The organism is Stenotrophomonas sp. AC248, from assembly GCF_979258185.1.
The window spans coordinates 3377541-3404000 of the sequence record NZ_OZ409840.1; the positions used below are offsets into that span (position 1 = coordinate 3377541).

Annotated in this window: 15 protein-coding genes and 1 pseudogene; 9 read left to right on the forward strand and 7 right to left on the reverse strand. The window is 68.2% G+C overall.

The window, feature by feature from the left end; all coding sequences use genetic code 11:
* Nucleotides 1-26: 26 nt before the first annotated feature.
* The gene (gene aspS / locus ACZ0AE_RS15320; protein ID WP_463601519.1) at nucleotides 27-1778 is read right to left on the reverse strand and encodes an aspartate--tRNA ligase; all 1752 of its coding nucleotides are present in this window, start codon (nucleotides 1776-1778) and stop codon (nucleotides 27-29) included.
* A gap of 277 nt (nucleotides 1779-2055) precedes the next feature.
* Here aspS and ACZ0AE_RS15325 point away from each other — a divergent pair, with 277 nt between their 5' ends.
* A complete protein-coding gene (locus tag ACZ0AE_RS15325; protein ID WP_463602105.1) occupies nucleotides 2056-2931 on the forward strand; it encodes a DUF3011 domain-containing protein in 876 nt (291 codons plus the stop codon).
* A 308-nt stretch (nucleotides 2932-3239) separates the two neighbouring features.
* Here ACZ0AE_RS15325 and ACZ0AE_RS15330 read toward each other — a convergent pair whose 3' ends face one another.
* Nucleotides 3240-3869, reverse strand: a complete 630-nt coding sequence (locus ACZ0AE_RS15330) for a hypothetical protein (RefSeq protein ID WP_038686693.1) — start codon at nucleotides 3867-3869, stop codon at nucleotides 3240-3242.
* 126 nt (nucleotides 3870-3995) lie between these two features.
* On the opposite strand from ACZ0AE_RS15330, the gene ACZ0AE_RS15335 reads away from it, so the two are divergent.
* Nucleotides 3996-5261 (forward strand): MFS transporter, encoded by a 1266-nt coding sequence (locus ACZ0AE_RS15335; protein ID WP_463601520.1) that lies wholly within the window; start codon nucleotides 3996-3998, stop codon nucleotides 5259-5261.
* On the forward strand, nucleotides 5258-7750 hold the full coding sequence (ggpS, locus tag ACZ0AE_RS15340; RefSeq protein WP_463601521.1) for a glucosylglycerol-phosphate synthase: 2493 nt from the start codon (nucleotides 5258-5260) through the stop codon (nucleotides 7748-7750). The genes ACZ0AE_RS15335 and ggpS overlap by 4 nt, the downstream gene beginning before the upstream one ends.
* On the opposite strand, the gene blaL2 is transcribed toward ggpS, so the two are convergent.
* Nucleotides 7660-8556, reverse strand: coding sequence for a L2 family extended-spectrum class A beta-lactamase (blaL2, locus tag ACZ0AE_RS15345; protein ID WP_463601522.1), 897 nt, complete (start codon nucleotides 8554-8556; stop codon nucleotides 7660-7662). The genes ggpS and blaL2 overlap by 91 nt on opposite strands.
* 209 nt (nucleotides 8557-8765) lie before the next feature.
* Between blaL2 and ACZ0AE_RS15350 the strand changes: the two are divergent.
* Nucleotides 8766-9623 (forward strand): annotated as a pseudogene (locus tag ACZ0AE_RS15350) (LysR family transcriptional regulator); the annotation flags it as partial.
* Between the two features lie 187 nt (nucleotides 9624-9810).
* Here the strand turns inward: ACZ0AE_RS15350 and ACZ0AE_RS15355 are convergent.
* Nucleotides 9811-11667, reverse strand: coding sequence for an ABC-F family ATP-binding cassette domain-containing protein (locus ACZ0AE_RS15355; protein WP_038686686.1), 1857 nt, complete (start codon nucleotides 11665-11667; stop codon nucleotides 9811-9813).
* Nucleotides 11668-12012: 345 nt separating this feature from the next.
* Here ACZ0AE_RS15355 and ACZ0AE_RS15360 point away from each other — a divergent pair, with 345 nt between their 5' ends.
* Entirely contained in the window at nucleotides 12013-14406 is a 2394-nt protein-coding gene (locus ACZ0AE_RS15360) for a TonB-dependent receptor plug domain-containing protein (RefSeq protein WP_038686684.1), read from the forward strand.
* Nucleotides 14407-14799: 393 nt separating this feature from the next.
* Nucleotides 14800-16500: a YbaL family putative K(+) efflux transporter gene (gene ybaL, locus ACZ0AE_RS15365; protein ID WP_463601523.1), complete on the forward strand. Its 1701-nt coding sequence runs from the start codon at nucleotides 14800-14802 to the stop codon at nucleotides 16498-16500.
* A 222-nt stretch (nucleotides 16501-16722) separates the two neighbouring features.
* Here the strand turns inward: ybaL and ACZ0AE_RS15370 are convergent, their stop codons facing one another.
* The 3 genes from ACZ0AE_RS15370 to clpB all read right to left on the reverse strand — a co-directional run bounded on the left by ACZ0AE_RS15370 (nucleotide 16723) and on the right by clpB (nucleotide 21846).
* Nucleotides 16723-17604: an AraC family transcriptional regulator gene (locus ACZ0AE_RS15370; RefSeq protein ID WP_463601524.1), complete on the reverse strand. Its 882-nt coding sequence runs from the start codon at nucleotides 17602-17604 to the stop codon at nucleotides 16723-16725.
* Between the two features lie 242 nt (nucleotides 17605-17846).
* Nucleotides 17847-19142, reverse strand: a complete 1296-nt coding sequence (locus tag ACZ0AE_RS15375; RefSeq protein WP_038686677.1) for an O-acetylhomoserine aminocarboxypropyltransferase/cysteine synthase family protein — start codon at nucleotides 19140-19142, stop codon at nucleotides 17847-17849.
* A 118-nt stretch (nucleotides 19143-19260) separates the two neighbouring features.
* Nucleotides 19261-21846 (reverse strand): ATP-dependent chaperone ClpB, encoded by a 2586-nt coding sequence (clpB, locus tag ACZ0AE_RS15380; protein WP_038686675.1) that lies wholly within the window; start codon nucleotides 21844-21846, stop codon nucleotides 19261-19263.
* 183 nt (nucleotides 21847-22029) lie between these two features.
* On the opposite strand from clpB, the gene ACZ0AE_RS15385 reads away from it, so the two are divergent.
* Genes ACZ0AE_RS15385 through ACZ0AE_RS15395 form a run of 3 tightly spaced genes read left to right on the forward strand, consistent with a single transcriptional unit; the run spans nucleotide 22030 to nucleotide 26341 of the window.
* A complete protein-coding gene (locus ACZ0AE_RS15385) occupies nucleotides 22030-22524 on the forward strand; it encodes a sigma-70 family RNA polymerase sigma factor (protein ID WP_038686673.1) in 495 nt (164 codons plus the stop codon).
* Complete coding sequence (locus ACZ0AE_RS15390; protein ID WP_463601525.1) at nucleotides 22514-23491, forward strand: FecR domain-containing protein; 978 nt, start codon at nucleotides 22514-22516, stop codon at nucleotides 23489-23491. Before ACZ0AE_RS15385 ends, ACZ0AE_RS15390 begins: the two co-directional genes overlap by 11 nt.
* 57 nt (nucleotides 23492-23548) lie before the next feature.
* Nucleotides 23549-26341 carry a secretin and TonB N-terminal domain-containing protein gene (locus ACZ0AE_RS15395; protein WP_463601526.1) on the forward strand — a complete coding sequence of 931 codons (2793 nt, stop codon included), beginning with the start codon at nucleotides 23549-23551 and terminating at the stop codon, nucleotides 26339-26341.
* The last annotated feature ends 119 nt before the right edge of the window (nucleotides 26342-26460 follow it).

Sequence of the window (26460 nt, forward strand, 5' to 3'; positions counted from 1 at the left end):
CAGAGCCCGGCACTACGTTGGCGGGGTCAGGCCTTGCGCGGGCGAACCTGGATGTGCACTTCGGCCAGCTGCTCGTCCGGGATCGGCGATGGGGCGCCGGTCATCAGGCACTGCGCGCCGGTGGTCTTCGGGAACGGAATGACGTCGCGGATCGACTCGGTGCCGGCCATCAGCGCGGCGATGCGGTCGATGCCGAAGGCGATGCCACCGTGCGGCGGCGCGCCGAAGCGCAGCGCGTCGAGCAGGAAGCCGAACTTGGCCTCGGCCTCTTCGGCACCGATGCCCAGCAGGTCGAACACCGTGCTCTGCATGTCCGAGCGGTGGATACGGATCGAACCGCCGCCGATCTCGTTGCCGTTGAGCACCATGTCATAGCCGCGCGACACGGCGGTCTTGGCGTTGGCGCGCAGGTCGGCGATGTCGTCCACGGCCGGAGCGGTGAAGGGGTGATGCAGGGCGACGTAGCGCTGGGCTTCGTCGTCGTACTCGAACATCGGGAAATCGGTGACCCACAGCGGCGCCCACCCGGCAGCGACCAGGTTGAATTCCTTGCCGGCCTTCAGGCGCAGCGCGCCCATGAAGTCGGACACCTTGTTGTAGCCACCGGCGCCGAAGAACACGATGTCGCCGTTGCCGGCGCCGACGTGGGCCACCAGCGCGGCGAAGGCCTCCTCGCTGAAGAACTTGGCGATCGGCGAGCTGACTTCGCCGGTGTCGCCGATCTTGATGTAGGCCAGGCCCTTGGCGCCGTACTTGGCGGCATGCGCGGCGTACTCGTCGATCTGCTTGCGGCTCAGCGTGGCACCGCCGGGGATGCGCAGCGCGGCCACGCGGCCGTCGGCGTCGTTGGCGGCGGCGGTGAACACCGGGAACTCACTGGTCTTGACCAGTTCGGCCACGTCCACCAGCTCCAGCGCGATGCGCAGGTCCGGCTTGTCCGACCCGAAGCGACGCATCGCCTCGGCCCAGGTCAGGCGCGGGAAGCTGGCGGCCAGCTCCACGTCCACCACTTCCTTGAAGATGGCGCGGATCATGTCTTCGACGAAGTCCTGCACGTCGCGCTCGCGCACGAAGGCGAACTCCATGTCCAGCTGGGTGAATTCCAGCTGGCGGTCGGCACGCAGGGCCTCGTCGCGGAAGCAGCGCGCGATCTGGTAGTAGCGGTCGAAGCCGGCCACCATCAGGATCTGCTTGAACAGCTGCGGGCTCTGCGGCAGGGCGTAGAACTCGCCCGGGTGCATGCGCGCCGGCACCAGGAAGTCGCGGGCGCCTTCCGGGGTGGCCTTGGTCAGGATCGGGGTTTCGATGTCCTGGAAGCCGGTGGCGTCCAGGTGGCGGCGCAACGCCTGTACCAGCTTGATGCGGGTGCGCTGCATGCGCTGCATTTCCGGGCGGCGCAGATCCAGGTAACGGTACTTCAGGCGGGTTTCCTCGCCCGGGTTCTCGTGGGCGTGGAACGGCAGCGGCTCGGCCTTGTTGAGGATGGTGATGGCCGTGGCGATCACTTCCACCTTGCCGGTGCGGATCTTGTCGTTGACCGCATGACGCGCGCGCACCACGCCTTCCACCTGCAACACGTCCTCGTAGCCCAGGCTGGCGGCCACGGCGAACACGGCCGCGTTGTCGACTTCCACCGTCACCTGCACGATGCCTTCATGATCGCGCAGATCGATGAAGCACACGCCGCCCTGGTTGCGGGCAACGTCGGTCCAGCCGGCGAGGGTAACGGTTTGGCCAATCAGGGTCTCATCGACCAGGCCACAGAAGTGGGTACGCATGGGGGTAAAGCTCCGCAGGAGAATGCCGGCACCAGGTTGCGCCGGATAGCCCTTTATTCTGCGGCGTAGCCTGCGCCGGGGCAAATGGGCCGTGGCCCGCCCCCTGCCCCGCCCGCCCCTGCGACCCCGCCCGGCGGGCATCACGCGCCGTGAACCCGGCCCGTTCCTATAGTCCGCGCACCAACGACCGCAAGGGGATGTCGCCATGAACCGTCGTCTCACCGTTGTCTGCCTGGCCCTGGCGCTGGGCTGTAGCGCCCCGGCCGCCCAGGCCCAGATGAGTACCCGCGCCTACGCCCCTGAGAACCTGTCGCAGCTGTCCTCCAGCGACCGCTCGCGGGTGATCACCCAGGAATATGCCGATCAGTCCAATGGCCGCCGCATTCCCGACGACCAGCTGCGCTTCTATCTGGCCCAGGTCAATTCGGGCTGGGGCTTCTCGCGGATCAAGCAGGACATCGCCACCTCGTTGCGCGGCAGCGGCGGCGGTGGGGGCTGGAACGGTGGCGGCGAGGGCAACAACGGCGGCACCGTGCGCTGCGAGAGCCAGAACAACCGCGAGCGGGTCTGCAACACCGGCTGGCGCAGTGCCCAGCTGTCGCGGCAGATCTCCGGCTCGGCCTGCCAGGAAGGGCGCACCTGGGGCTCGCGCAACGGCACCGTGTGGGTCACCGGCGGCTGCCGCGCCGAGTTCGTCGAAGGGCGCGGCAATGGCGGCAACTGGGGCGGTGGCGGCGGCAGCACCGGCGGCACCATCCGCTGCGAAAGCCAGGACAACCGCGAGCGCAGCTGCAACACCGGCTGGCGCAACGCCACCCTGGTCCGGCAGATCTCGGGCTCGGCCTGCGTGGAAGGCCAGACCTGGGGCGTGCGCAATGGCGCGGTATGGGTCAACCGCGGCTGCCGAGGCGAGTTCGCCGAGGCCCGCGGCGGCTGGGGCGGCGGTAACGGCGGCGGCAACAGCAACTACAGCGTGACCTGCAGCAGCAACAGCAACCGCCAGCAGACGTGCGCCTGGGACGCCCGCCAAGGCCGCCCGGTGCTGCAGCAGCAGCTGTCCGGCAGCGCCTGCGTGGAAGGCCGCAGTTGGGGCTATACCAACAGCAGCCTGTGGGTCAGCAACGGCTGCCGCGCCCGGTTCGGGGTGCGGTAGACGCAGCAACGGGTAATGCCGCCGCTGGCCGGCAACCTCGTGAACCCGTGGCAGGTGCGCGAACGGCAGCGGGGCAGAGCCCCGCTCTACGCGGCGGCGAACGGGCGCCCCCGCACGAAACGGTAGTGCCGGCCGCTGGCCGGCAACCCCATCAATCCGTGGCAGGTGCGCAAACCGCAGCGGGGCAGAGCCCCGCTCTACGCGGCGGCGAACGGGTGCCCCCGCACGAAACGGTAGTGCCGGCCGCTGGCCGGCAACCTCGTGAACCCGTGGCAGGTGCGCAAACCGCAGCGGGGCAGAGCCCCGCTCTACGGGGTGCTGCCCCACGGCGCGGGCGGCAGCGCGACTGGCTTGCTCAGGTCGAACTCGACCTGGAAGCGGCGACCGCCCGGGCGGGTGAGTTCGTAGATGAAGCGCTGGTCCGGCTCGATGTCCATCGCCCAGGTGTTGTGTACGGACGGCAGCATGTCGGCTTTGCGGAACATCGCCACCGAGTCGGCATCCACCGGGAAGCTCTGGCGCTGCGCGGTACCCGGTGGCTTGCTGTCACCGCCGTACATGGTCACCGCATCGGGGCTGCCATCCTGGTGGCGGTGATCGTGCTTCAGGCGCAGGCCGGTCTCGGTGCGGCTGATCACCCAGGTACGCGAATGATCGTCGCCGACATGGAACGGAATGCGTAGCCCGTGTGCGGGGTCGTCGCACCCGCGCACGTGCATCACCAGCCGCTTGCCCTCGAAGGGATCGGGTGCATCGGTGCGCGGTTCGTTGGCAATCACCTTGCCTTCGTAAGCCTTGCCGCAATGGGCGGCGACCGCGGCAAGGAATGCATCGGCCGGTGCATTGGCTACGTCGTGGGCCACGCTGTCCTGCCGCCCACCGCAGGCGGCGAGCAACAACGCAATGGCGAGCGGTGCAACAACGTTGGGAACATTCATCGCCCTACCCTAGCCTGCATGCACAGGCAGTGCAAACGCGCGGGCGTGGCTGCAACCAGGGCTTCATCGTGGCTGTGTTACGGTAGATCAGGTGTTGTTTACTGCCTTCCCACCCAGGCCGCGCGCATGCTGCGGCTGACCGCCCTGCTCACCGGCGTCGCGCTGCTGCTCACCGGCAGCGGGCTTCTGGGCACCCTGCTGGCGGTGCGCGGCGGCCAGGCCGGCTTCGGTGCCGGCACGCTGGGGCTGGTGATGTCCGGGTATTTCGCCGGCTTCTTCATCGGTACCTTTTTCGCGCCCTCGCTGATCGGCCGCATCGGGCATATCCGTGCGTTCGCGTTCTTCGCCGCCCTCGCGGCGATTGCCGTGCTGCTGCATCCCCTCTGGCTGCATCCCGTCGCCTGGGGCGTGCTGCGCATTGCCACCGGCATCGCGCTGGTGGGGCTGTATACGGTGATCGAGAGCTGGCTCAATGCCGAGCCCGATCCGGCCCGGCGCAGCCGCGCGTTCTCGCTGTACATGGTGGTCAATCTTTCTGCGCTGGCGCTGGGCCAGGTGCTGCTGATGCTGGGCGATGCCAGCGCGATGGCGATGTTCATGCTGACCGCGATCCTGATCTGCGCGGCGGTGTTGCCGGTGACTGCCACCCGGCTGCGTCAACCGGACGTGCCGGTCGTATCGCGGCTCACCCTGGGCCGGCTGTATGCGATGGCGCCGGTGGCCACCGTGGCGGCGGGCCTGTCCGGGCTGGCGATGGGTGCCTTCTGGGGCCTGCTGCCGGTGTATGCCGGTGCGGTGGGCCTGGATGGCAATGGCGTGGCGCTGTTCATGCTCACCGCGATCCTGGGCGGTGCGTTGCTGCAGTGGCCGCTGGGCCATATCAGCAACGGCCACGATCGCCGCAGCGGGCTGGTGGCGCTGAGCCTGGCCGCCGCCGGCATCGCGGTGGTGGCATCGCTGCCGATGATCCAGTTGCAGACGCACCTGCTGTTTGGGCTGTTCTTCTGCTACGGCGGGCTGGCCTTCGCGCTGTATCCGTTCGCGGTGGCGCACATGCTCGACTACCTGCCGCGCCAGCACCTGCTGTCGGGTTGTTCCAGCCTGCTGCTGGTGCACGGCGTGGGCGCGGCCTTGGGCCCGGCGCTGGCCGGTGCGGCCATGCAGCGCTTCGGTCCCGCCGCACTGCCGCTGTACTTCGCCGTGGTGCTGATGCTGCTGGCGCTGTTCACCGGCGCGCGCCTGCTGCGGTTCCAGCGGGTGCGCACGCATCCGGTCGGGTTCCGGCTGATGCTGCGTACCACGCCGTCGGCGCTGGAGCTGATGCCCGAGACCGACCTCGAGGCGCCGCCCGACACCCCCTATTCCACCCGTTCCGATAAGGAAGCCCATTGACTGTATCGACACCCTCTCTCTCTACTCCGACCCGTACACCGCCGGCCACGCCGGCACCGCAACTGATCCTTGCCACCGACCTGGATGGCACCTTCCTCGCCGGCGATGCCGCCGCGCGCCACCGGTTGTACCGGCTGGTTGACCAACACCCCGGCATCGCCCTGATCTTCATTACCGGCCGCGGCCTGGAAGCGGTGATGCCGCTGCTCTCCGACCCGGCGATCCCGCGCCCGGACTACGTGGTCTGCGATGTCGGCGCGACCGTGGTGGATGGCCACACGCTGCAACCCCTGCAGCCGCTGCAGTCGATGATCGATGCGCACTGGCCCGGCGAACACGTGGTGGCCGCGGCGATGCGCCCGTTCACCGCGCTGCAGCGCCAGGATGTGCCGCAGGAACGGCGCTGCTCGTATTTCTGCGATCCCCAGACGCTGGCGCCGCTGCGCGCGCAGATCCAGGCCGCCGCCCAGGCGCTGGGCTGCGACGTGCTGTATTCGGCGGACCGCTACCTGGACATCCTGCCGCCGGACACCGACAAGGGCCGTACCCTGGCCGCGCTTGCGCGCCTGCTGGACCTGCCGCGCGAGCGCATCCTGGTGGCTGGCGACACCCTCAATGACCTGTCGATGTACACCGCCGGCTTCCGCGGCGTGTGCGTGGGCGATTCCGAGCCGGCGCTGACCGAGGCGACCGCCACGCTGGCCACCACCTTCCACGCGCAGGCGCCGGGGTGTGGCGGCATCCTGGAGGCGATCGAGCACTTCGCGCTGCTCGCCGACGATGACCGTTACCTGTACCCGCCCAAGCAGGCCCGCGCCGCCGGCGCTGACCTGGTGATGGTCTACCACCGCCTGCCCTTCGACGAAGTGATGGAGAACGGCGTGCTGGTGCAGCGCCCGCCGCGCTCGCCCAACGGCATCATTCCCTCGCTGCTGAGCTTCTTCGAAGGCGGCCAGAAAGGCTCCTGGGTGGCATGGGGCATCGACGATCCCAAACGCGGCCCGTTCCAGACCCACCTGGCGGTGGACGCCGAGCGCTACCCCACCCTCACCGCCGCACGGGTGCCGTTGAGCCGGCAGGAAGTGGACATCTTCTACAAGCGCTTCTCCAAGGAAGCGTTCTGGCCGATGCTGCATGTGTTCTGGGAACGCGCGAAGTTCCGCGAGGACGACTGGCAGGTGTTCCTGAAGGTCAACCGCAAGTTCGCCGAGGCCACTGCCGCCGAAGCCGCGCACGGGGCCACGGTGTGGATCCACGACTACAACCTGTGGATGGTGCCGGCCACGCTGCGCGAACTGCGCCCGGACCTGAAAATCGCCTTCTTCCACCACACCTACTTCCCGTCGGCGGATGTGTTCAACGTGGTGCCGTGGCGCCGCGAGATCATCGGCAGCCTGCTGTCGTGCGACTACATCGGCTTCCACATTCCGCGCCAGGTGGAGAACTTCGTGGACGTGGTGCGCGGCGCCGTGCCGGCCGAGCGCTTGGCGTGGGAGAGCTGTGCCCCGCGCTTCCTCACCTATGGCTGCGCGGTGGGGCTGGACACCATGACCACGCGCCTGCGCGTGGGCGACCGTGAAATCGCACTGGGCGCGCACCCGGTGGGCACCGACCTGCGCCGCATCCATAACGTGCTGGCGCGCAGCGATGTGCGCAATGACATCTTCAAACTGCGCCGCGAGATCGGGGCACGCAAGCTGGTGCTGTCGGTGGAGCGGCTGGACTACACCAAGGGCACGCTGGCCAAGCTGGAGGCCTTCGAACGCCTGCTGGAACAGCATCCCGAACGCCAGGGCAAGGTGACCTTGTTGATGGTGTGCGTACCGGCCGCGCGCGAGATGACCGTGTACCGCACCCTGCAGAACCAGATCGAGCAGGCGGTGGGACGCATCAACGGACGTTTCTCGCGGCTGGACTGGACGCCGGTGCGGTTCTTCGCGCAGGCACTGCCGTTCGAGGAGGTAGTGGCGCACTACGCGGCGGCGCAGGTGATGTGGATCACCCCGTTGCGCGATGGCCTGAACCTGGTGGCCAAGGAGTTCGTGGCCAGCCCATGGCATCGAAGGCAGCAGCGGCGTGCTGGTGCTGAGCGAGTTCGCCGGCGCGGCAGCGGAGTTGAAGGGCGCGGTGCTGACCAACCCGCACGATCCAGCCGACCTGACCGCGGGGCTGCTGCAGGCGTTGTCGATGCCGGAGGAAGAGGCCACCGGGCGCATGCGGCAGTTGTTCGGCAGCGTGGAGTATTACGACGTGGACCGTTGGGGGCGCGAGTTCCTGGAGGCGGTGCGCGGTTGAGGTGTAGAGCCGGCCTCTGCCCGGCGGCCATTGAATCCGGCATTGCGTGGAGCCGACCAACGGTCGGCTCTACCGAGAGGATGCAGCCGACCAACGGTCGGCTCTACCGGGGGATGTGCTGTTCGGCGATGACGGCCACCTGGCGCAGGACATCGTTGCGGCCAGCACCATCGAGGCGGGCGCCTTGCAGGTAGCTGGTGAGCACCCACGGTGCGCCGCCGGTCAGTGGCCAGAGGATGGCGATGTCGTTGGTGGTGTCTTCGCCGTTGCTGCCGGTCTTGTCGCCTACCCGCCATGCGTTGGACAGGCCGGCGCGCAGGTGCGCATCGCCGGTTTCGTTGTCGATCAGCCAGTCGGCCAGTTGCTGGCGCGAGGCCGGCTGCAACAGCTCGCCCAGCAGCAGCCGCTGCAGGCTGGCGGCCATCGCGGCCGGGCTGGTGGTATCGCGCGGATCGCCGGGGGCGAAGCGGTTCACCTCCGGCTCGTAACGGTCGTTGCGGGTCACGTCATCACCGCTGGCGCGCAGAAACGCGGTCACGCCGGCCGGGCCGCCCACCACACGCAGGAGCAGGTTGGCGGCCGGGTTGTCGCTGGTGACCATGGTGGCGCGGCACAGGTCGCGCACGGTGACGTCCTTGCCCACGTGGCGGGCGGTCACCGGTGCATGCGACAGCAGGTCCTGCGTGGTCATGGCAAGGCGCCGGTCCAGCGAGAGTTTTCCCTGGTCTGCCAACCGCAGCACGGTCGCGCACAGCGCGAACTTGAACGTGCTGCACATCGGGAAGCGCTCGTCCTGGCGGTGGCCGATACGCTGGCCGCTGCCGGTGTTCAGCAGCGTGACCCCGAGGCGGCCGCCACTGGCCGCTTCAAGCGCGGCGAAGTCGCGGGCGGTGGACCGGGGCGCTGCCGCCACGGCGGGGGTCTTCGCAAACGTACTGGCGGCCAGCGCCGAGAGGGCGGCAGCGCCGGTCCATTGCAGAAAATGACGTCGAGCGAGCATGCGGATCCTCCGTGGCAAAGGCAGAGTATTGCCAGTGCCCCGCCCGGCCCACCAGCAACCATTTTCAGCGGAAGACATAATGTGACCTAATGCGTGTCGATCGCGACAAAGAATGACGCCAAGGGAAAACCGCCTCTGCATTCACTCCAGGCGGCATACGCGCCGCAGGAATGCGATGATCCCATCACTCCAGCTCACGGCTCCCCTGCATGCTCCGCCCCCAGTTGCCGCTCAATGCCCTGCGCGCCTTCGAGGCCGCCGCCCGCCACCAGAACTTCACCCGGGCCGCGCTGGAGCTGTGTGTCAGCCAGGCCGCGCTCAGCCACCAGATCCGGGCGTTGGAAGACCGTCTTGGGGTGTCGTTGTTCAATCGCCTGCCGCGTGGGGTGGCGCTTACCGATGAAGGGGCGCGGCTATACCCGGTGCTCAATGAGGCCTTCGACCGCATCGCGGTGAGCCTGGACCGGTTCGTCGGGGGACACTTCCGCGACGTGCTCGGGGTGGGCGTGGTGGGCACGTTCGCCACCGGCTGGCTACTGCCGCGGCTGGCCGATTTTTCCGCGCGCCATGCCGATATCGACCTGCGCGTGCAGACCCACAACAACCGCATCGACCTGGCCGGCGAAGGCCTGGACCTGGCGATCCGGTTCGGCGATGGCGACTGGCAGGGCCAGGTGAGCACGCCGGTGCTGGATGCTCCGTTCGCCCCGCTGTGCGCGCCGGCCCTGGCGCGTACGTTGCGCGATCCGCGCGACCTGGCGAACGTGGCGTTGCTGCGGTCCTACCGCAGTGACGAATGGCCGCGCTGGCTGCAGGCGGCCGGCGTGGCCGAGCTGGAGGCGCGCGGCCCGGTGTTTGATTCGTCGCTGACGTTGGCCAGTGCAGCGGCGTCCGGTGCGGGCGTGGCGCTGCTGCCGTTGAAGATGTTCGAGCAGGACCTGGCGCAGGGGCGATTGGTCCAGCCGTTCGCGCGGACCCTGGACCTGGGGCGATATTGGCTGACGCGCCTGCGCTCGCGCGCCGAAAGCGATGCGGTGCGGCGGTTCCGGGAATGGTTGGAGGCGCAGGACGGCGCCCCCCGTAGAGCCGGGCCCTGCCCGGCTTGCCTGACGGAAAGGCGCACCCACCGGCGTCCCGTTCTTGCGCGTCCCGGTGAAGCAGCCGGGCAGAGCCCGGCTCTACGCGGCTTGCCCGATGCAGGCACCCACCGGCACCGCTTGCCCGGTAGATGCCGACCGTTGGTCGGCATACCGTTTACGCGTCCAGCAGTTCCATCCAGGTCTGCTCGGCCTTGCTGAGCAGCGTGGCGGTGGCCTCGCGGTCGCGGCCGAGCACGGCCATGCGGGTGCTGTCGGCGTAGTTGGACGGATCAGCCAGCTGCCGGTCCAGATCCGCCAGCAGGGCTTCCAGTTCGCCCACCTTGGCTTCGGCCGCGGCCAGCTTGTGCGGGTTGACCGGCTTCTTCGGCGGCAGCGGCGGGGTCGGCGGCACCGGTTCCGGCGCGGCGGCGGCCATCTTCTGCTTGGTGCCCTGCGCGGCAGGACGCGAGCGCAGCCACGCCGCGTACGCATCCAGGTCGCCGTCGAACGGCTCCACCACGCCATCGGCCACGCGCCAGAAGGTATCGCAGACCAAGCCGATCAGATGGCGGTCATGCGACACCATCACGATCGCGCCCTCGAAGTCGGCCAGCGCCTCGGCCAGCGCTTCGCGCATTTCCAGGTCAAGGTGGTTGGTCGGTTCGTCGAGCAGCAGCACGTTGGGCTGCTGGAAGGCGATCAGCGCCAGGGCCAGGCGCGCACGCTCGCCACCGGAGAACCCATCCACCGGCTCGAAGGCACGGTCACCGGCGAAATTCCACTTGCCGAGGAAGTCGCGGAACACCTGGTTCGGCGCATCGCGGTCCAGGTCGCGGAAGTGCTCCATCGGCGACTGGCCTTCGTGCAGCGACTCCACCGTGTGCTGGGCGAAGTAGCCGATGCGCAGGTCAGGGTGCGCGGCGCGCTCACCGGTCAGCGGGGCCAGCTCGCCCACCAGGGTCTTCACCAGCGTGGTCTTGCCCGCGCCGTTGGGACCCAGCAGGCCGATGCGCTGGCCGGCTTCCAGGCCGAACCCCACGTTGTGCAGGATCACCGAATCGGCGCCATACCCGGCGTCGACGTGGTTGAGGCGGATCAGCGAGAACGGCAGCTTGGCCGGCGGCGAGAACTCGATGCGGAACTCGCGCTCGGCGCGCACCGCCTCGGTGCCGGCCAGCTTGGCCAGGCGCTTCATGCGGCTTTGCGCCTGGGCGGCCTTGCTGGCCTGCGCCTTGAAGCGGTCGATGAAGCTCTGCAGGTGGGCGCGCTCGGCTTGTTCCTTGTCGTGCGCGATCTGCTGCTGGCGCAGCTGCTCGGCGCGCTGGCGCTCGAAATCGGTGTAGCCGCCCGGGTACAGCTTGGCGCCACCACCATGCAGGTGCAGGGTGTGGGTGGCCACGTTGTCCAGGAACTCGCGGTCATGCGAGATCAGCAGCAGCGTGCCCGGGTACTTCAGCAGCCACTGTTCCAGCCAGAACACCGCGTCCAGATCCAGATGGTTGGTCGGCTCATCGAGAAGCAGCAGGTCGCTGGGCATCATCAGCGCGCGGGCCAGGTTCAGGCGCACGCGCCAGCCGCCGGAGAACGAGGACACCGCCCGCGAGTGGGTCTCGGCCGGGAAGCCCAAGCCATGCAGCAGCTTGCCGGCACGGGCTTCGGCGTCGTAGGCGCCGATCTCGGCCATCTTCTGGTGCGCGGTGGCCACCGCCTCCCAGTCTTCGCGCGCGGCGGCATCGGCCTCTTCGCGCATGACCGCGGCCACCTCGGTGTCGCCCTCCAGCACGAACTGCAGCGCCGGGTCGGGCAGCGACGGGGTTTCCTGGGCCACGCTGGCGATGCGGACCTTGCCGGGCAGGTCGACATCGCCCTTGTCGGCCTCCAGCTCGCCCTTCACGGCGGCAAACAGGCTGGACTTGCCGGCACCGTTGCGGCCGACCACGCCAACGCGGTACCCCGCGTGCAGGGTCAGGTCGACATTGGACAACAGCAGCCGCTCGCCACGGCGCAAGGCGAAGTTACGGAGGGAAATCATCTTGGGGGGTCCATATAACGGAATGGAATGTGCTGGTGAGCACCCTTCCTGCGACGTAATTCTAACGTTAACGAATACTTGACGCGCCCCGGGATGCGCAGCAGGCCTCGTTCCTCTCTCCCACGACCCTGCCTGCGCTTCCCCGGGACCCTGATGTCGGGCCTGCCAGTTCACGTAAATGGTTGCTTCTGCAACGTTTTTTGCAGATATGGCGGTTATTTGACAAGCGATGAATATCCCGTTAATTCCTTTATTGCGCACCGCAACACCCGCCTTCGCCGACCCGCTTCCTTCCGTCGAGATGTCGTTCCGGTGCCGCATCGTCCCTACCGGAGCCACGCCCTGATGAACCGCAAGACCAGTACGCTCGCCGCCGCCGTAGCTGTCGTGCTCGGTGTCTCCAGCTTCGCCGCCAGCGCCCAGGACACCCCTGCGCGCACCGCCGCCAACACGCTGGACACCATCATCGTCACCGGCACCCGGGTCGCCGACCGCACCGTGGCCGAGTCGCAGTCGCCGATCGACATCATCACCCCCGAGGCGCTGCAGTCCACCGGCACCACCGAGCTGGCCACCGCGCTGTCGCGGGCCCTGCCCTCGCTGAACTTCCCGCGCCCGGCCCTCACCGACGGCACCAGCGGCATCCGCCCGGCGCAGCTGCGCGGGCTGTCGCCGGATCAGGTGCTGGTACTGGTGAACGGCAAGCGCCGGCATACCTCGGCGCAGATCAACGTCAACGGCAGCATCGGCCGGGGCTCCTCGGCCGTGGACATCAACGCGATCCCGATCTCGGCGATCGAACGGGTGGAAGTGCTGCGCGATGGCGCCTCGGCCCAGTACGGCTCGGACGCGATCGCCGGCGTGGTCAACATCGTGCTGAAGGGCTCGTCCGCCGGGGGCAGCCTGGCCGTGGACGCGGGCCAGTACTCGGCCGGTGACGGCAACAAGTACCAGCTCTCCGGCGATGCCGGGATCGGCTTCGCCGACGGCCGCGGCAGCGTGCACGTGGCCGGACAGATCCTGCAGCAGGACGAGAGCAACCGTGCCGGCCCCTACCAGGGCACCACGCCGAACACCGGCAACTTCCCCGACATCGGCCAGACCACCTTCGTGGTCGGCGATCCGCGGGTGGACGCCACCGCCGCCTCGGTCAACGCCAGCTTCCAGTTCAGCGACCACGTGTCGGCCTACGCCACGGCGATGGCCAGCAACCGCGACATCACCTCGTTCGCGTTCTACCGCTCGCGCACCAACAGCGGCCAGGGCCCGTTGCTGGCGCAGACCTACCCGGACGGCTTCGTGCCGCAGATCAACCAGTACTCCAAGGACCGCTCGCTGGTGGCCGGGGTCAAGGGCAACACCGACAGCGGCTGGACCTGGGATGTGAGCGCCAACCACGGCGAGAACACCATCGATTTCCACACCCGCAACAGCATCAACTACAGCCTCGGCCTGCCCAGCCCGCGCTCGTTCTACGACGGTGCGCTGAAGTACACCCAGGACATCTTCAACGCCGACCTGACCAAGTCGCTGGACTGGGGCCTGGCCTACCCGGTCACGCTGTCCTTCGGCGGTGAGTACCGCCGCGAGAACTGGGAGCAGTCGGCCGGTGAAGCCAACGCGTACTTCGGCAGCGGCGCGCAGGGCTTCGGCGGCTTCACCCCGCTCAACGCGGTGGACGCCGACCGCCACAACTACGCGGTATATGCCGGGCTGGAAGCCGACCTCACCGACAAGTTCTCGGCGGGCGTGACCGGCCGCTACGAGGACTACTCGGACTTCGGCGACAAGTTCTCCGGCAAGCTGTCGGCACGCTATGCGTTCACCGACAAGATCGCGCTGCGCGCCACCGCCTCGTCCGGCTTCCGCGCTCCGTCGCTGGCCCAGCAGAGCTACCAGGCGGTCACCAGCACGATCATCAACGGTGCCTTCGTCGAGCGCGGCACCTTCCCCACCACCAGTGCCGCCGCACAGGCGCTGGGTGCCAGCCCGCTGAAGGCCGAAAGCTCCACCTCCTACAGCGTGGGCCTGGTGCTGCAGCCGATCGATCGCCTGTACCTGACGGTGGATGCGTACCAGATCGACATCGACGACCGCATCGTGCTGTCCACCAACATCACCACCAATGCCGCCGCCAATTCGCTGCTGGCCGGGTTGGGGCTGCCCGGTGTCACCGCGTTCTCGTACTTCACCAACGGCGTGGATACCCGCACCCGCGGCATCGATGCGGTGTCCAGCTACTCGATCCCGTTCAGCGCCAGCACGCTGGAACTGACCGCGGCCTACAGCTACAACGACACCGAGGTGAAGCAGTTCATCGCCTCGCCGCCGGTGTTCGGCACGCTGGGCATCACCCAGCCGCTGATCGGCCGCGACGAGATTGGCCGCATCGAAGACAGCTACCCGCGCAACAAGACCATCCTGAGCGGTACCTGGCGCAGCGACCATTGGGACCTGAACCTGGCGGCCACGCGCTACGGCAGCTTCACCGTGCGCAACTCGGCCACCGCGCTGCGTGACCAGACCTACGACGGCTCGTGGGTGCTGGACGCCTCGGTGAGCTACAAGCCCAGCGAGAACTGGGCCCTCACCCTGGGCGCGGACAACCTGCTGGACGAGTACCCCGACCGCACCGTGGACCTGCAGAACTCCACCTGGGGCATGCTGCCGTACAGCAACTACTCGCCGTACGGGTTCAATGGCGCCTACGTGTACGGCCGCATTACGTACAAGTGGTAACAGGGTAGTGCCGGCCGCCGGCCGGCAACCCCATGAAACCCCGGGCATCGCGTGGTTGCCGGCCAGCGGCCGGCACTACCGATTGCACATGAACCTTGGCGTCGCGTGACTGCCGGCCAGCGGCCGGCACTACCGATTGCACATGAACCTTGGCATCGCGTGGTTGCCGGCCAGCGGCCGGCACGACCGATTTCCCCATGCCCCGGTCTTCCGGGGCATGTGCGTTTTCGGCCCGCACCGGGGCGATTCCGCGCATTCATGCCTGTCATGCGCGTCTGTCCCGGACAGCACATCACCTGACCACGCGGACATAGCAGCATTGCGGTCGCCGATGTTTGCTCGATACCACCGCATCGGTGAAAATCGGGACATCCCCTATTTCTGCGAGCCCCGATGCACCATGACACCGACCTGATCAACATCGTTGCCGTTGGCCTTGGGCTCGCCTTCATCTTCGGCGCGCTGGCCAACAAGCTGCGTTTGTCTCCCCTGGTCGGTTATCTGGTTGCGGGCATCTGCGTAGGACCGTTCACCCCCGGCTTCGTCGCCGACCAGGCACTGGCCAACCAGCTGGCCGAGATCGGCGTGATGCTGCTGATGTTCGGGGTGGGCCTGCATTTCTCGCTGAAAGACCTGATGGCGGTCAAGGCGATCGCCATTCCCGGCGCGATCGGGCAGATCCTGGTGGCCACCCTGCTCGGCTGGGGGTTGGCGGCCCTGATGGGCTGGCCGGTCATCCATGGCGTGGTGTTCGGCTTCGCGTTGGCCACTGCCAGTACCGTGGTGCTGCTGCGCGCGATGGAAGAACGCCGCCTGCTGGAAACCCAGCGCGGCAAGATCGCGGTGGGCTGGCTGATCGTCGAGGACCTGGCCTGCGTCCTGGCACTGGTGATGATGCCGGTCCTGGCCGGCGTGTTCGGGCCGGACTCGGCCAATGAAACCCACACCCTCGGCAGCGTGCTGGCCAGCATCGGCTGGACATTCGTGCAGCTGGGGCTGTTCGTGGCGGTGATGCTGGTGGTCGGCCGCCGGGTGATTCCGTGGATCCTGGAGCGCATCGCCGGCACCGGCTCGCGCGAGCTGTTCACCCTGGCGGTGCTGGCCATCGCGCTGGGCGTGGCGTTCGGCTCGGCGATGCTGTTCGGCGTGTCCTTCGCGCTGGGTGCGTTCTTCGCCGGCATGCTGCTCAACGAATCGGAGTTGAGCCACAAGGCCGCCAACGATTCGCTGCCGCTGCGCGATGCGTTCGCGGTGCTGTTCTTCGTCTCGGTAGGCATGTTGTTCAACCCCGCCATCCTGATCGAACACCCGTGGCAGGTGCTGGCCACTGCGGCGATCATCATGTTCGGCAAGTCCGCCGCCGCGTTCGTGATCGTGCGCGCGTTCGGCCACCCGACCGGCACCGCGCTGACCATCTCGGCCAGCCTGGCGCAGATCGGTGAGTTCGCCTTCATCATCGCCGGGCTCGGCGTGACCCTGAAGATCCTGCCGCCCACCGGCCAGGCGCTGGTGCTGGCCGGCGCGCTGATCTCGATCATGCTCAACCCGGTGGTGTTCGGCCTGCTCGACCGCTGGTTGCTCAAGCACCAGGAGACCACGCCGACCGCAGTGGAAATCGATTTGCCGCCGGGCCCGTCGCTGGACCTGCACGACCATGCCATCGTGATCGGCTACGGCCGCGTTGGCAGTGCGCTGGCCCAGGTGCTGCGTGACCGCGGCGTGCCGGTGCTGGTGATCGACGACAACAAGGAACACGTGGCCGAAGCCCACGCGGCGGGCCTGCCCGGCATCCGCGGCAGCGCCGCCTCGGACAAGGTGCTGGCCGAAGCCCACCCCGAGCGCGCGAAGATCGCGGTGCTGGCGATCCCGCAGCCGCTGGAAGCCGGTGAAACCCTGGCCAAGCTGCGCGCGCTCAACCCGGGCCTGACCCTGCTGGCCCGCGCGCACAGCGACGCCGAAGTGAAGCACCTGCTGGAGCACGGCGCCGACGGCACGGTGATGGCAGAGCGCGAACTGGCCTATTCGCTGGCTGAAATGGTCATGGCCACCCCGCCGTACCGCACCATGGGCAAGCACAGCATCCCGGTGGTGTAACGCCCTGCCATGCGGGATGCCGGCTGGGGTTTGGCATCGCGTGCAGCCACCCATGGGGTGGCTCTACCCCCGGCGCGCCGATACACCAGACACCGCCACATCGATGCGCCACGTACCACCGCACCGATGCGCCACGTATCACCCCGTCAACGCACCGCCGGTAGAGCCACCCCATGGGTGGCTGCTTTTCATTCCGGCCACGCGTACCGGCCTTGTGTCCGGTCAGCGCACCGGCATGCAGATGTCCGCGCGCAGGATCGCCTCGGGCACGTCTTCGGGATCGTCCAGGTAGTGGTAGTACAGCGGCGCGTCGCGCAGTGCGCGCCCGCTGTCGGGCAGCCACTGGCGCAGCAGGGCGTCGGTGGCCGCTTCCAACCCGGCGTAGCTGCCCACATGGCGCAGCACGGCATACTCACCGCCACCCAGGGTTAGCGCGCGCAACGGCGCGGGGATGTCGGCCAAGGCGCGGCCAAAGCCCATGCCGCACTCGAACTCGCACGCATCGGCCGGCACATCGCGATGGTCGTTCAGCGCGATGCCCACCAGCGCCTGCAGGTGCTCGGCCAGGCCCTGTTCCGCGGCCCAGGCATACACCTGCCCGAACGCCTGGTCGGGGTCGTCGAAGGCGCCGCGCGTGCGCAATACCACCACGTCGAACGGCTCCAGCGCGGTCACCTGCACCTGCAGCGGGGGCGTGTCGTCGTTGCCGTCACCGGCCGGCAGCGACAGCCGTTGCTGCCAGTGCGCGCGCAGCGCCGCATCTTCGCGCAACGCGCTGGGGGTGGCGTCCACGGCCTGCCGGCAGGCGCGGGCCAACGCCTGCGGGCTTTCAAAGCCCACCTCCAGCGCCACCTCGGTCACCCGGCTGTCGGCGTGGGCCAGCAACTGCAGCGCGCGCAGCAGGCGAAGACGGGCCACGGTGCGCCCCGGGGTTTCGCCGGTCAGCGCGCGGTACAGGCGATGAAAATGGAACGGCGACTGGTGCGCAATGGCGGCCAGCGCATCCAGATCGGGCAAAGGCTGGCCGCTACGCAGGCACTGCTGCAGGTGGGCGATCACACGGTCGATGCCGTGGCGCTGGCGTAGCTGGGCAATGCGGCTCATGACGGGCTCCGTGTCGGGGTGACGTCCAGCATGCGTCGGTGCCCGCCACGGCGCGTGGCCGATCTTGCGCAGTTTCAGGACCCGTCATCATCGGTGCCGAGCGTTGGTCGACACGCGCAACCAGTCTAGTCCGCGCCGCCGCCCCCGCGTGGCCAGCACGCGCCCCGGTCCGACAACGCAGCTTCGGGGACGTCAAAAACCCCACGGCGGCCGGCCCGCACCGGCCGCCGTGGGCCCCACCTCTACGCCTTCGCCAACGCCTGCTGCAGGTCGGCCAGCAGGTCGTCGATATGTTCGATGCCGATCGACAGCCGCACGGTGTCCTCGCTGACCCCGGCCTTTTCCAGTTCGGCCGCGTCCAGCTGCCGATGGGTGGTCGAGGCCGGATGGGTCGCCAGCGACTTCGCATCGCCCAGGTTCACCAGCCGGGTGAACAACTGCAACGCATCCAGGAAGCGCGCGCCGGCCGCACGGCCGCCGGGCAGGCCGAAGGTGAGCACGCCCGAGCCGTGGCCGCGCAGGTACTTCTGCACCAGCGCATGCTCGGGGTGGTCCGGCAGCGCGGCATAGTTCACCCAGTCCACCTTGGCGTGGTCGCGCAGGAACGTGGCCACCGCCAGCGCGTTGGCGTTGATCCGGTCCAGGCGCAGCGCCAGGGTCTCGATGCCCTGCAGGATCAGGAACGAGTTGAACGGCGAGATCGCCGCACCGGTGTTGCGCAGGGGCACCACGCGTGCGCGGCCGATATAGGCGGCCGGACCCAGCGCCTCGGTGTAGACCACGCCGTGGTAGCTCACGTCCGGCTCGTTGAGCCGGCGGAAGCGCTGCTTGTGCTCGGCCCATGGGAAGCGGCCCGAATCGACGATGGCACCGCCCAGGCTGGTGCCGTGGCCGCCGAGATACTTGGTCAGCGAGTGCACCACGATGTCCGCGCCGAAGTCGAACGAGCGCTGCAGATAAGGGGTGGCCACGGTGTTGTCCACGATCACCGGTACGCCGTGCGCGTGGGCGATCTTCGCCACCGCTTCAATATCGGTGATGTTGCCGCGCGGGTTGCCGATCGATTCGACGAAGACGGCCTTGGTGCGATCGTCGATCAGGGCCGCGAACGCCTCGGGGTCGTTGTAGTCGGCAAACCGGGTCTGGATGCCGAACTGCGGCAGGGTATGCGCGAACAGGTTGTAGGTGCCGCCATACAGCGCGCTGGAGGAGACGATGTTGTCGCCGGCTTCGGCGATGGTCTGGATCGCGTAGGTAATGGCCGCCTGCCCGGAGGCCAGCGCCAGCGCGCCGATACCGCCTTCGAGCGCGGCGATGCGCTGCTCCAGCACGTCGGTGGTGGGATTCATGATGCGGGTGTAGATGTTGCCCGGCACCTTCAGGTCGAACAGGTCCGCGCCGTGCTGGGTGTCATCGAAGGCATAGGCCACGGTCTGGTAGATCGGCACCGCCACCGCGCGCGTCGTCGGGTCGGGTTTGTAGCCGCCGTGCACGGCGATGGTTTCCGCTTTCCATTCGGGACTGCCGTGCTCAGACATCGCGCCTCCTCCGGTTGAATGCCGACGATACCGAACAAAAACCCCCGCCGGAGCGGGGGTTGATGGTCATGCAGCATGGCCTGAGCACGAACGGTTATCAGCAGGCCAAGGACGGGGCTCAGCCCTTGTTGAAGACCAGCTTGCCCTCGGCCGCATCGACCTGGATCACCTCGCCACTGGCGAACTCGCCGGACAGGATCTTCTGCGCCAGCGGATTTTCCAGCTGCGACTGGATGGCGCGCTTCAGCGGCCGCGCCCCGTAGACCGGATCGAAGCCGACGTTGCCCAGCAGCTGGAAGGCGTCGTCGCTGACCTCGATGCGCAGCCCGCGTTCGCTCAGGCGCTTCTCCAGGCCCTGCATCTGGATGCGGGCGATCTGCTTGATCTGCACCTTGTCCAGCGGATGGAACACCACGATGTCGTCCAGCCGGTTGATGAACTCCGGGCGGAAGTGCGCCTGCACCACGCCCATCACCGCGGCCTTCATCTGCGTGTAGGCCTCCGGCGTGTCGTCGCCACTCATGTCCTGGATCTGGTGCGAGCCCAGGTTGGAGGTCATCACGATGACCGTGTTGCGGAAGTCCACCGTGCGGCCCTGGCCGTCGGTGAGGCGGCCGTCGTCGAGCACCTGCAACAGGATGTTGAACACATCCGGGTGCGCCTTCTCCACCTCATCCAGCAGGATCAGCGAATACGGACGGCGACGCACGGCCTCGGTGAGGTAGCCGCCTTCTTCGTAGCCCACATACCCCGGCGGCGCACCGATCAGGCGGGCGACGCTGTGCTTCTCCATGAACTCGCTCATGTCGATGCGGATCATCGCGTCGGTGCTGTCGAACAGGAACTCGGCCAGCGCCTTGCACAGCTCGGTCTTGCCCACGCCGGTGGGTCCGAGGAACAGGAACGAACCGCTGGGGCGATCCGGATCGGACAAGCCGGCACGCGAACGCCGCACCGCGTCGGACACGACCTTGATCGCCTCCTCCTGGCCCACTACGCGCTCATGCAGCATCTGCTCCATGCGCAGCAGCTTGTCGCGCTCGCCTTCCAGCATCCGGTTGACCGGAATGCCGGTCCAGCGCGACACCACTTCGGCGATTTCCTCGGCGGTGACCCGGTCCTGCACCAGCTTGAACTCGGTGGTCTCCACTTCCTGCGCCGCGGCCAGCTGCTTTTCCAGCTGCGGCAACTGGCCGTACTGGATCTCGCTCATGCGGCCGAAATCCTGGCGGCGCTGGGCAGACTCCAGTTCCAGCTTGGCGTGCTCGATCTGCTCCTTGATCTTCGTGGCCCCCTGCAGCGTGGCCTTCTCCGACTTCCAGATTTCATTGAGATCGGAGAACTCGCGCTCCAGCGCGTCGATGTCACTTTCCAGGTCGGCCAGGCGCTGGCGCGAGGCCTCGTCCTTTTCCTTCTTGAGCATTTCGCGCTGGATCTTCAGCTGGATCAGGCGCCGCTCCAGGCGGTCCAGCTCTTCGGGCTTGGAATCGATCTCCATGCGGATGCGCGAGGCGGCCTCGTCCATCAGGTCGATGGCCTTGTCGGGCAGCTGGCGGTCGGCGATGTAGCGGTGCGACAGCGTGGCGGCCGCCACGATCGCCGGGTCGGTGATTTCCACGCCATGGTGCACGGCGTACTTTTCCTTCAGCCCGCGCAGGATGGCGATGGTGTCTTCCACGCTGGGCTCGCCCACCAGCACCTTCTGGAAGCGGCGCTCCAGCGCGGCGTCCTTCTCGATGTACTTGCGGTACTCGTCCAGCGTGGTGGCGCCCACGCAATGCAGCTCACCGCGCGCAAGCGCCGGCTTGAGCATGTTGCCGGCATCCATCGCGCCATCGGCCTTGCCCGCGCCCACCATGGTGTGCAGCTCGTCGATGAACAGAATCACCTGCCCCTCGCTCTTGGCCAGGTCGTTGAGCACGCCCTTGAGGCGTTCTTCGAATTCACCGCGGAACTTGGCACCGGCAATCAACGCGCCCATGTCCAGTGACAGCACGCGCTTGCCGCGCAGGCCTTCGGGCACTTCGTCGTTGATGATGCGCTGGGCCAGGCCTTCCACGATCGCGGTCTTGCCCACGCCGGGTTCGCCGATCAGCACCGGGTTGTTCTTGGTCCGGCGCTGCAGCACCTGGATGGTGCGGCGGATTTCCTCGTCGCGCCCGATCACCGGGTCCAGCTTGCCGCTCTCGGCACGCGCGGTCAGGTCGATGGTGTACTTTTCCAGCGCCTGACGCTGGTCTTCGGCATTCTCCGACTGCACGCTTTCGCCACCGCGGATCTTGTCGATCGCCGCGTCAATGCGGGTCTTGTCGGCACCGGCGGCGCGCAGCGCCATACCCAGCGTGCCGCCGTCGTCCAGCGCCGCCAGCACGAACCACTCGCTGGCGATGAAGGCATCGCCGTGCTGCTGGGCCAGCTTGTCGGTGTTGTTGAGCAACCGGTTGAGGTCATTGCCGATCGACAGGTTGCCTTCCTGCCCGGACACCTTGGGCAGCGCATCCATCGCCTCGTTGAGGCGCTCGCGCAGCACCGGCACGTTGACCCCGGCCTGGGACAGCAGCGGGCGCGTGCTGCCGCCCTGCTGGTCCAGCAGCGCGGTAAATACGTGCACCGGTTCGATGATGTTGTGGTCGCGGCCCACGGCCAGCGACTGGGCGTCTGCCAGCGCCTGCTGGAAACGCGAGGTGAGCTTGTCCATCCGCATGGGGAATTCCTCTTTCATGTCATGGCCAGCGTGGCTGGCAGATGTAACGGATATGCGGTTGTCGCGCAGTGATTCAAGACAATCCGCGCTGGCAATACAGCCTCCGTATTGCCATACTTGCGAATCATTCTCATTCTTATCCAGTGACCGGCATTGCCGTGCCTGGCCTTCCGGGCGACTCCCATGCACCCACAACGCGAGATCGTCGGCGCCCTGTACCGGGACCATCGCCGCTGGCTGCAGGGCTGGCTGGGCGGTCGCGTGGGCTGCCGGGAAACCGCCGCCGATCTCACCCAGGACACCTTCGCGCGCCTGCTGCAGGACCGCGACCTGTCGGCCCTGCGCGAGCCGCGCGCCTTCCTGACCACGGTGGCGCGCGGGCTGGCGGCCAACTGGTTCCGGCGGCAGGCGCTGGAGCGGGCGTATCTGGAGCAGCTGGCATCCCTGCCCGACGCATGGGTCCCATCGCTGGAGGACCAGGCGCTGGTGCGCGAAGCGCTGCAACAGATCGACGCGATGCTCGACGCCCTGCCCGCCGCGGCCCGCCAGGTGTTCCTGCTGGCCCAGTTCGAAGGCCTGCGCTACGAGGCCATCGCGCAGCGCCTGCAGCTGTCGCTGAGTACCGTGAAGCGGCACATGAAGCGGGCGCTGGTGGGATGCCTTGCGCATGCCGGCTGATCCGGCCGCGGCCGACCCGGCTCTATCGGCGGTCGTGCTGGAGCAGGCCGCCGAGTGGCTGCTACGGCTGCACGACGACGACAGCACCCGCACCCGCGCTGCCTGCGCGCAGTGGTGCGCAGAGCACCCCGACCATGCGCGCGCGTGGCAGCGTGCGCAGCGGTTGCAGGCGCTGGTGGCGCAGGTGCCCTCCGGTTGGGCGCTGCCGGTGCTGGGCCGGTCGCGCGGCGGCGCCCGCAGCCGCCGTGCGGCGATCAAGCGCATCGGCCTGTGGCTGACCCTGGTTCCGGCCGGCTGGGCCGGCTGGCAGCTGGCCGTTCCCGGCGCACCCGGGCAGCGCGAACGGACCGCGGTCGGCCAGCGGCGTCTGCGGATCCTTCCCGATGGCAGCACCGTGCACCTGGACACCGACACCCAGCTGCAGGTGCAGTTCGATCCGCTGCAGCGCCAACTGCAACTGGTACGCGGCCAGGTCCTGGTGGAAACCGCGCCGGATCGGCAGTCGCCCGCGCGCCCCTTCCAGGTGGTCACCGCGCACGGGCAGATACGCGCCCTGGGCACGCGCTTCAACGTCCGACTCGATGACCAGCGCACCGAGCTGTCCCTGTATGCGGGCGGCCTCGAAATCCGCGCAGGTGGCAGCGACGCGTGGCGACTGCACGTCGGTGAGCAGGCCTGGTTCGATGCCGCCGGCGGGCATGCCGTCGCCGCACTGGATGACAGCGCCAGCGCGTGGGTCGAGGGCATGCTGGTGGTCGACGCCCGGCCGTTGGGAGAGGTGGTGGCCGAACTCGCCCGCCACCGCCGCGGCGTGCTGCGCTGCGACCCGCAGGTAGCGCTGTTGCCGGTGTCCGGCGCCTTTCCACTGGACGACAGCGACCGCAGCCTGGCCCTGCTGGAGGCAACGTACCCCGTGCGCGTGCAGCGCAGCCCGGGCGGCTGGTGGGTGCTGGTGGCGGCACGCTGACACTTTTTTCGATCTCACGGGGCAACACAGAGAACCCCTGCATTCCAGACCCCCACCATGACCCGATCTTCCCGCCTGCTGACCCTGAGCGCCCTGTCGCTGGCCGTGCTGTCCACGTCCATGCTGCACGCCGCTGCCGCCGATGCGCCGTCCACCTCCCCCGCCCTGCAACGCGTGGTGCCCCTGGGCCGGGCGCTGTCCAACTTCGCCAGCCAGCACGGCGTCGCACTTGCGTTCGATCCGGCGCTGACCGCCGGGCGGCGCGCGCCCTCCGTGCCGGCCAACCTGCCGCTGGAAGACGGCCTGGCGGCATTGCTGGCCGGCACCGGACTACGCGCCGTGCGGCGCGACGATGGCAGCTACACCCTGGAACAGCCCGCCCAGACCAGCCGCGGCGGCACCATGCCCGCGCTGAGGGTGGGCAGCACGGGCGCGTCCCTGTTCGGCGAAGGCATGACGCTTGGCCAGGATTACGTGCAGGCCCAACCGGCCGGCAATGGCGACATCACCAGCCTGTTGAAGATCAACCCGGCGGTGCAGTTCGACAACGCGCAGCTGGGCAGTTTCAACCCGGGCGAGATCAGCCCCGCCGAGATCAGCATCAACGGCGCCAAGTTCTACCAGAACGCGTTCCTGGTGGATGGCGTGAGCTTCAACAACGACATCGACCCGGCCGCCGACGCTTCGCCCTACCGGCTGGACAGCGTCCCCGGCGGCGCGCAGGCCCTGGCGCTGGACACCCACCTGCTGGAGGACATCACGGTGCTCGACAGCAACATCTCGGCGGCCTATGGCGGCTTCAATGGCGGCGTGGTCGATGCGACTACGCGCCGCCCGAGCCGCACGCTGTCCGGCAGCGTGTCCACCCAGATGGCCCGTTCGGAATGGACGCGCTACCACCTCAACGGTGACATCGCCGACAGCTACAACAAAGCCTCCAGCTACAACGATGGCCAGCCGGAGTTCAAGAAGGAAATCACCCGCGCCACCCTGGAAGGCTACGTCACCGACACCGTCGGCCTGCTGGCCAGCGTGACCCGCAAGCGCTCCACCATTCCCAGCTATTTCTATTCCTCGCACCTGGTCGATACCTACGGCGCGCAGAAGGAAACCCAGCGTCGCGCCAGCGACAACGTCTTCGTCAAGGCCGTCTGGGAGGCCAGCGACCGGCTCGACCTGGACGCGAGCGTGACCTACGCGCCCAGTGAGAATCACTACTTCCGCTCCAACAGCGCCGACGGCGCGTTGGACATCGACAGCGGCGGTCTGCAGGCGCAGGTAAAGGCAAACTGGCAGGCCAACTGGGGCCGCCTGCAGCACCAGCTGAGCTGGAGCGACACCGAGCAGTCGCGGCAAGCCGACGCCAACGACTTCTACACCTGGCTGCACTCGGCGTCCAAACCGTGGGGCACCACGGCGTCGTCGACGCAGGGCGAGTACGGCAGCATCGAGCAGCAGAGTTCGCGGCTGCAGTACAAGGTGGATGCCAACGCCGATGCGTTTCAATGGCTGGGCATGACCCATCGGCTGTCGGCCGGCCTGCAGGTGGCGCACGAGCGCGTGTCCTTCGAGCGCCTGGAGGACGCAAGCTCCTACGTGGTGCCGGTACGCACCGACACCTGCACCAACCGCGCCGGTGTCACCGACACCGCCACCTGCTCGCTGGGCCTCACCGACACCGGCGCGGCCCGCACCACCGGGTGGCCGGGCCAGTACTTCAGCCAGCGCACCCGCTTTGCCGCCGGTCGCATCGGCTTCAACGTGGACAGCGGCGCCGCCTATCTGGAAGACGACATCCAGATCGGCGCGCTGCAACTGCGCCCGGGCCTGCGTGTCGACGCGGACAGCTACATGGACCAGACCACCGTGGCCCCGCGCCTGGCCGCCGCCTACCAGCTGCACGATGCCGGCAACACCCGCCTGCTGGCGGGCGCCAACCGCTACTACGGTCGCAATGCGGCCACCTGGCAGCTGCGCGATGGCGTCAACCGCCTGCGCTACAACAGCGAGCGGCGCAGCAGCCTGGACGCCGAATGGACGCTGGGCACCCAGGCCACCAACCAGGTGCGCTTCAACGAACTGAAGGTGGCCTACGACGACGAATGGATGCTGGGTGCGCAGCAGCAGTGGGGCGGTTTCGACGTGCTGTTCAAGTACGTCAACCGCACCGGGCGCGACCAGGTGATCCAGGTGCCCGGCCGTGACCTCGGCGCGCCGGCCGACGACCCCACCCTGTCCAACAGCTACACCACCTGGACCAACGACGGCCGCAGCCGCACCGACATCTACAGCCTGGTGATCAAACCGCTGCGCGCCCTGCGCTGGGGCAACACCTACACCACCGGCATGCTCGCCCTGGACTGGACCGACAGCCGCGCCTCCGCCCCGGATTACGAGAATGAAGACGGGCGCATGTACTACCTCGACCCGATCATCCGCTACCAGGGTGACTTCATGCGCTACCGCGACCGCCCGGCGGACAACTTCAACCGCCCGTGGACCGCGCGCCTGACCACGATGACGCGCATTCCCGCCGCCCACCTGACGGTGAGCAACTTCCTGCGCTACCGCGCCGCCTTCAGCGCCGTGGCCGACACCAACCTCAACACCATGTACGAGGGCCAGTCGGTGGACATCTGGGAGGAACGCAGCTTCAGCCCCGCCCTCACCTGGGACCTGCGCCTGGCCTGGGAACTGCCGGTGGGTACGCGTGGGACGGTCTTCAGCAACGTGGATGTGTTCAACCTGCTCGATGCCAGCAACGTGAACGGCGTATCCAACGGCCCGGTGTCGGTGCCGTACTACGAGATGGGCCGTTCGTTCTGGGTCGAGGTGGGTTACCGGTTCTGAGTGCGACAACCGCCCGATCGAGCGTCCTGCACCGCTGGCTGCGCCGCCTGGCAGCCAGCGCTCTGTTGCTGTGCGCGCTGCCGGCGGGCGCCCAGCGCGACAGACTGCAGGCGCCGCCG

What these genes read in the sequence shown, in the direction of transcription:
- aspS (WP_463601519.1), bottom strand. Translation starts at nt 1,778, where the DNA reads ATGCGTACCCACTTCTGTGGCCTGGTCGATGAGACCCTGATTGGCCAA.
- ACZ0AE_RS15325 (WP_463602105.1), top strand. Translation starts at nt 2,056, where the DNA reads ATGAGTACCCGCGCCTACGCCCCTGAGAACCTGTCGCAGCTGTCCTCC.
- ACZ0AE_RS15330 (WP_038686693.1), bottom strand. Translation starts at nt 3,869, where the DNA reads ATGAATGTTCCCAACGTTGTTGCACCGCTCGCCATTGCGTTGTTGCTC.
- ACZ0AE_RS15335 (WP_463601520.1), top strand. Translation starts at nt 3,996, where the DNA reads ATGCTGCGGCTGACCGCCCTGCTCACCGGCGTCGCGCTGCTGCTCACC.
- blaL2 (WP_463601522.1), bottom strand. Translation starts at nt 8,556, where the DNA reads ATGCTCGCTCGACGTCATTTTCTGCAATGGACCGGCGCTGCCGCCCTC.
- ACZ0AE_RS15355 (WP_038686686.1), bottom strand. Translation starts at nt 11,667, where the DNA reads ATGATTTCCCTCCGTAACTTCGCCTTGCGCCGTGGCGAGCGGCTGCTG.
- ACZ0AE_RS15360 (WP_038686684.1), top strand. Translation starts at nt 12,013, where the DNA reads ATGAACCGCAAGACCAGTACGCTCGCCGCCGCCGTAGCTGTCGTGCTC.
- ybaL (WP_463601523.1), top strand. Translation starts at nt 14,800, where the DNA reads ATGCACCATGACACCGACCTGATCAACATCGTTGCCGTTGGCCTTGGG.
- ACZ0AE_RS15370 (WP_463601524.1), bottom strand. Translation starts at nt 17,604, where the DNA reads ATGAGCCGCATTGCCCAGCTACGCCAGCGCCACGGCATCGACCGTGTG.
- ACZ0AE_RS15375 (WP_038686677.1), bottom strand. Translation starts at nt 19,142, where the DNA reads ATGTCTGAGCACGGCAGTCCCGAATGGAAAGCGGAAACCATCGCCGTG.
- clpB (WP_038686675.1), bottom strand. Translation starts at nt 21,846, where the DNA reads ATGCGGATGGACAAGCTCACCTCGCGTTTCCAGCAGGCGCTGGCAGAC.
- ACZ0AE_RS15385 (WP_038686673.1), top strand. Translation starts at nt 22,030, where the DNA reads ATGCACCCACAACGCGAGATCGTCGGCGCCCTGTACCGGGACCATCGC.
- ACZ0AE_RS15390 (WP_463601525.1), top strand. Translation starts at nt 22,514, where the DNA reads ATGCCGGCTGATCCGGCCGCGGCCGACCCGGCTCTATCGGCGGTCGTG.
- ACZ0AE_RS15395 (WP_463601526.1), top strand. Translation starts at nt 23,549, where the DNA reads ATGACCCGATCTTCCCGCCTGCTGACCCTGAGCGCCCTGTCGCTGGCC.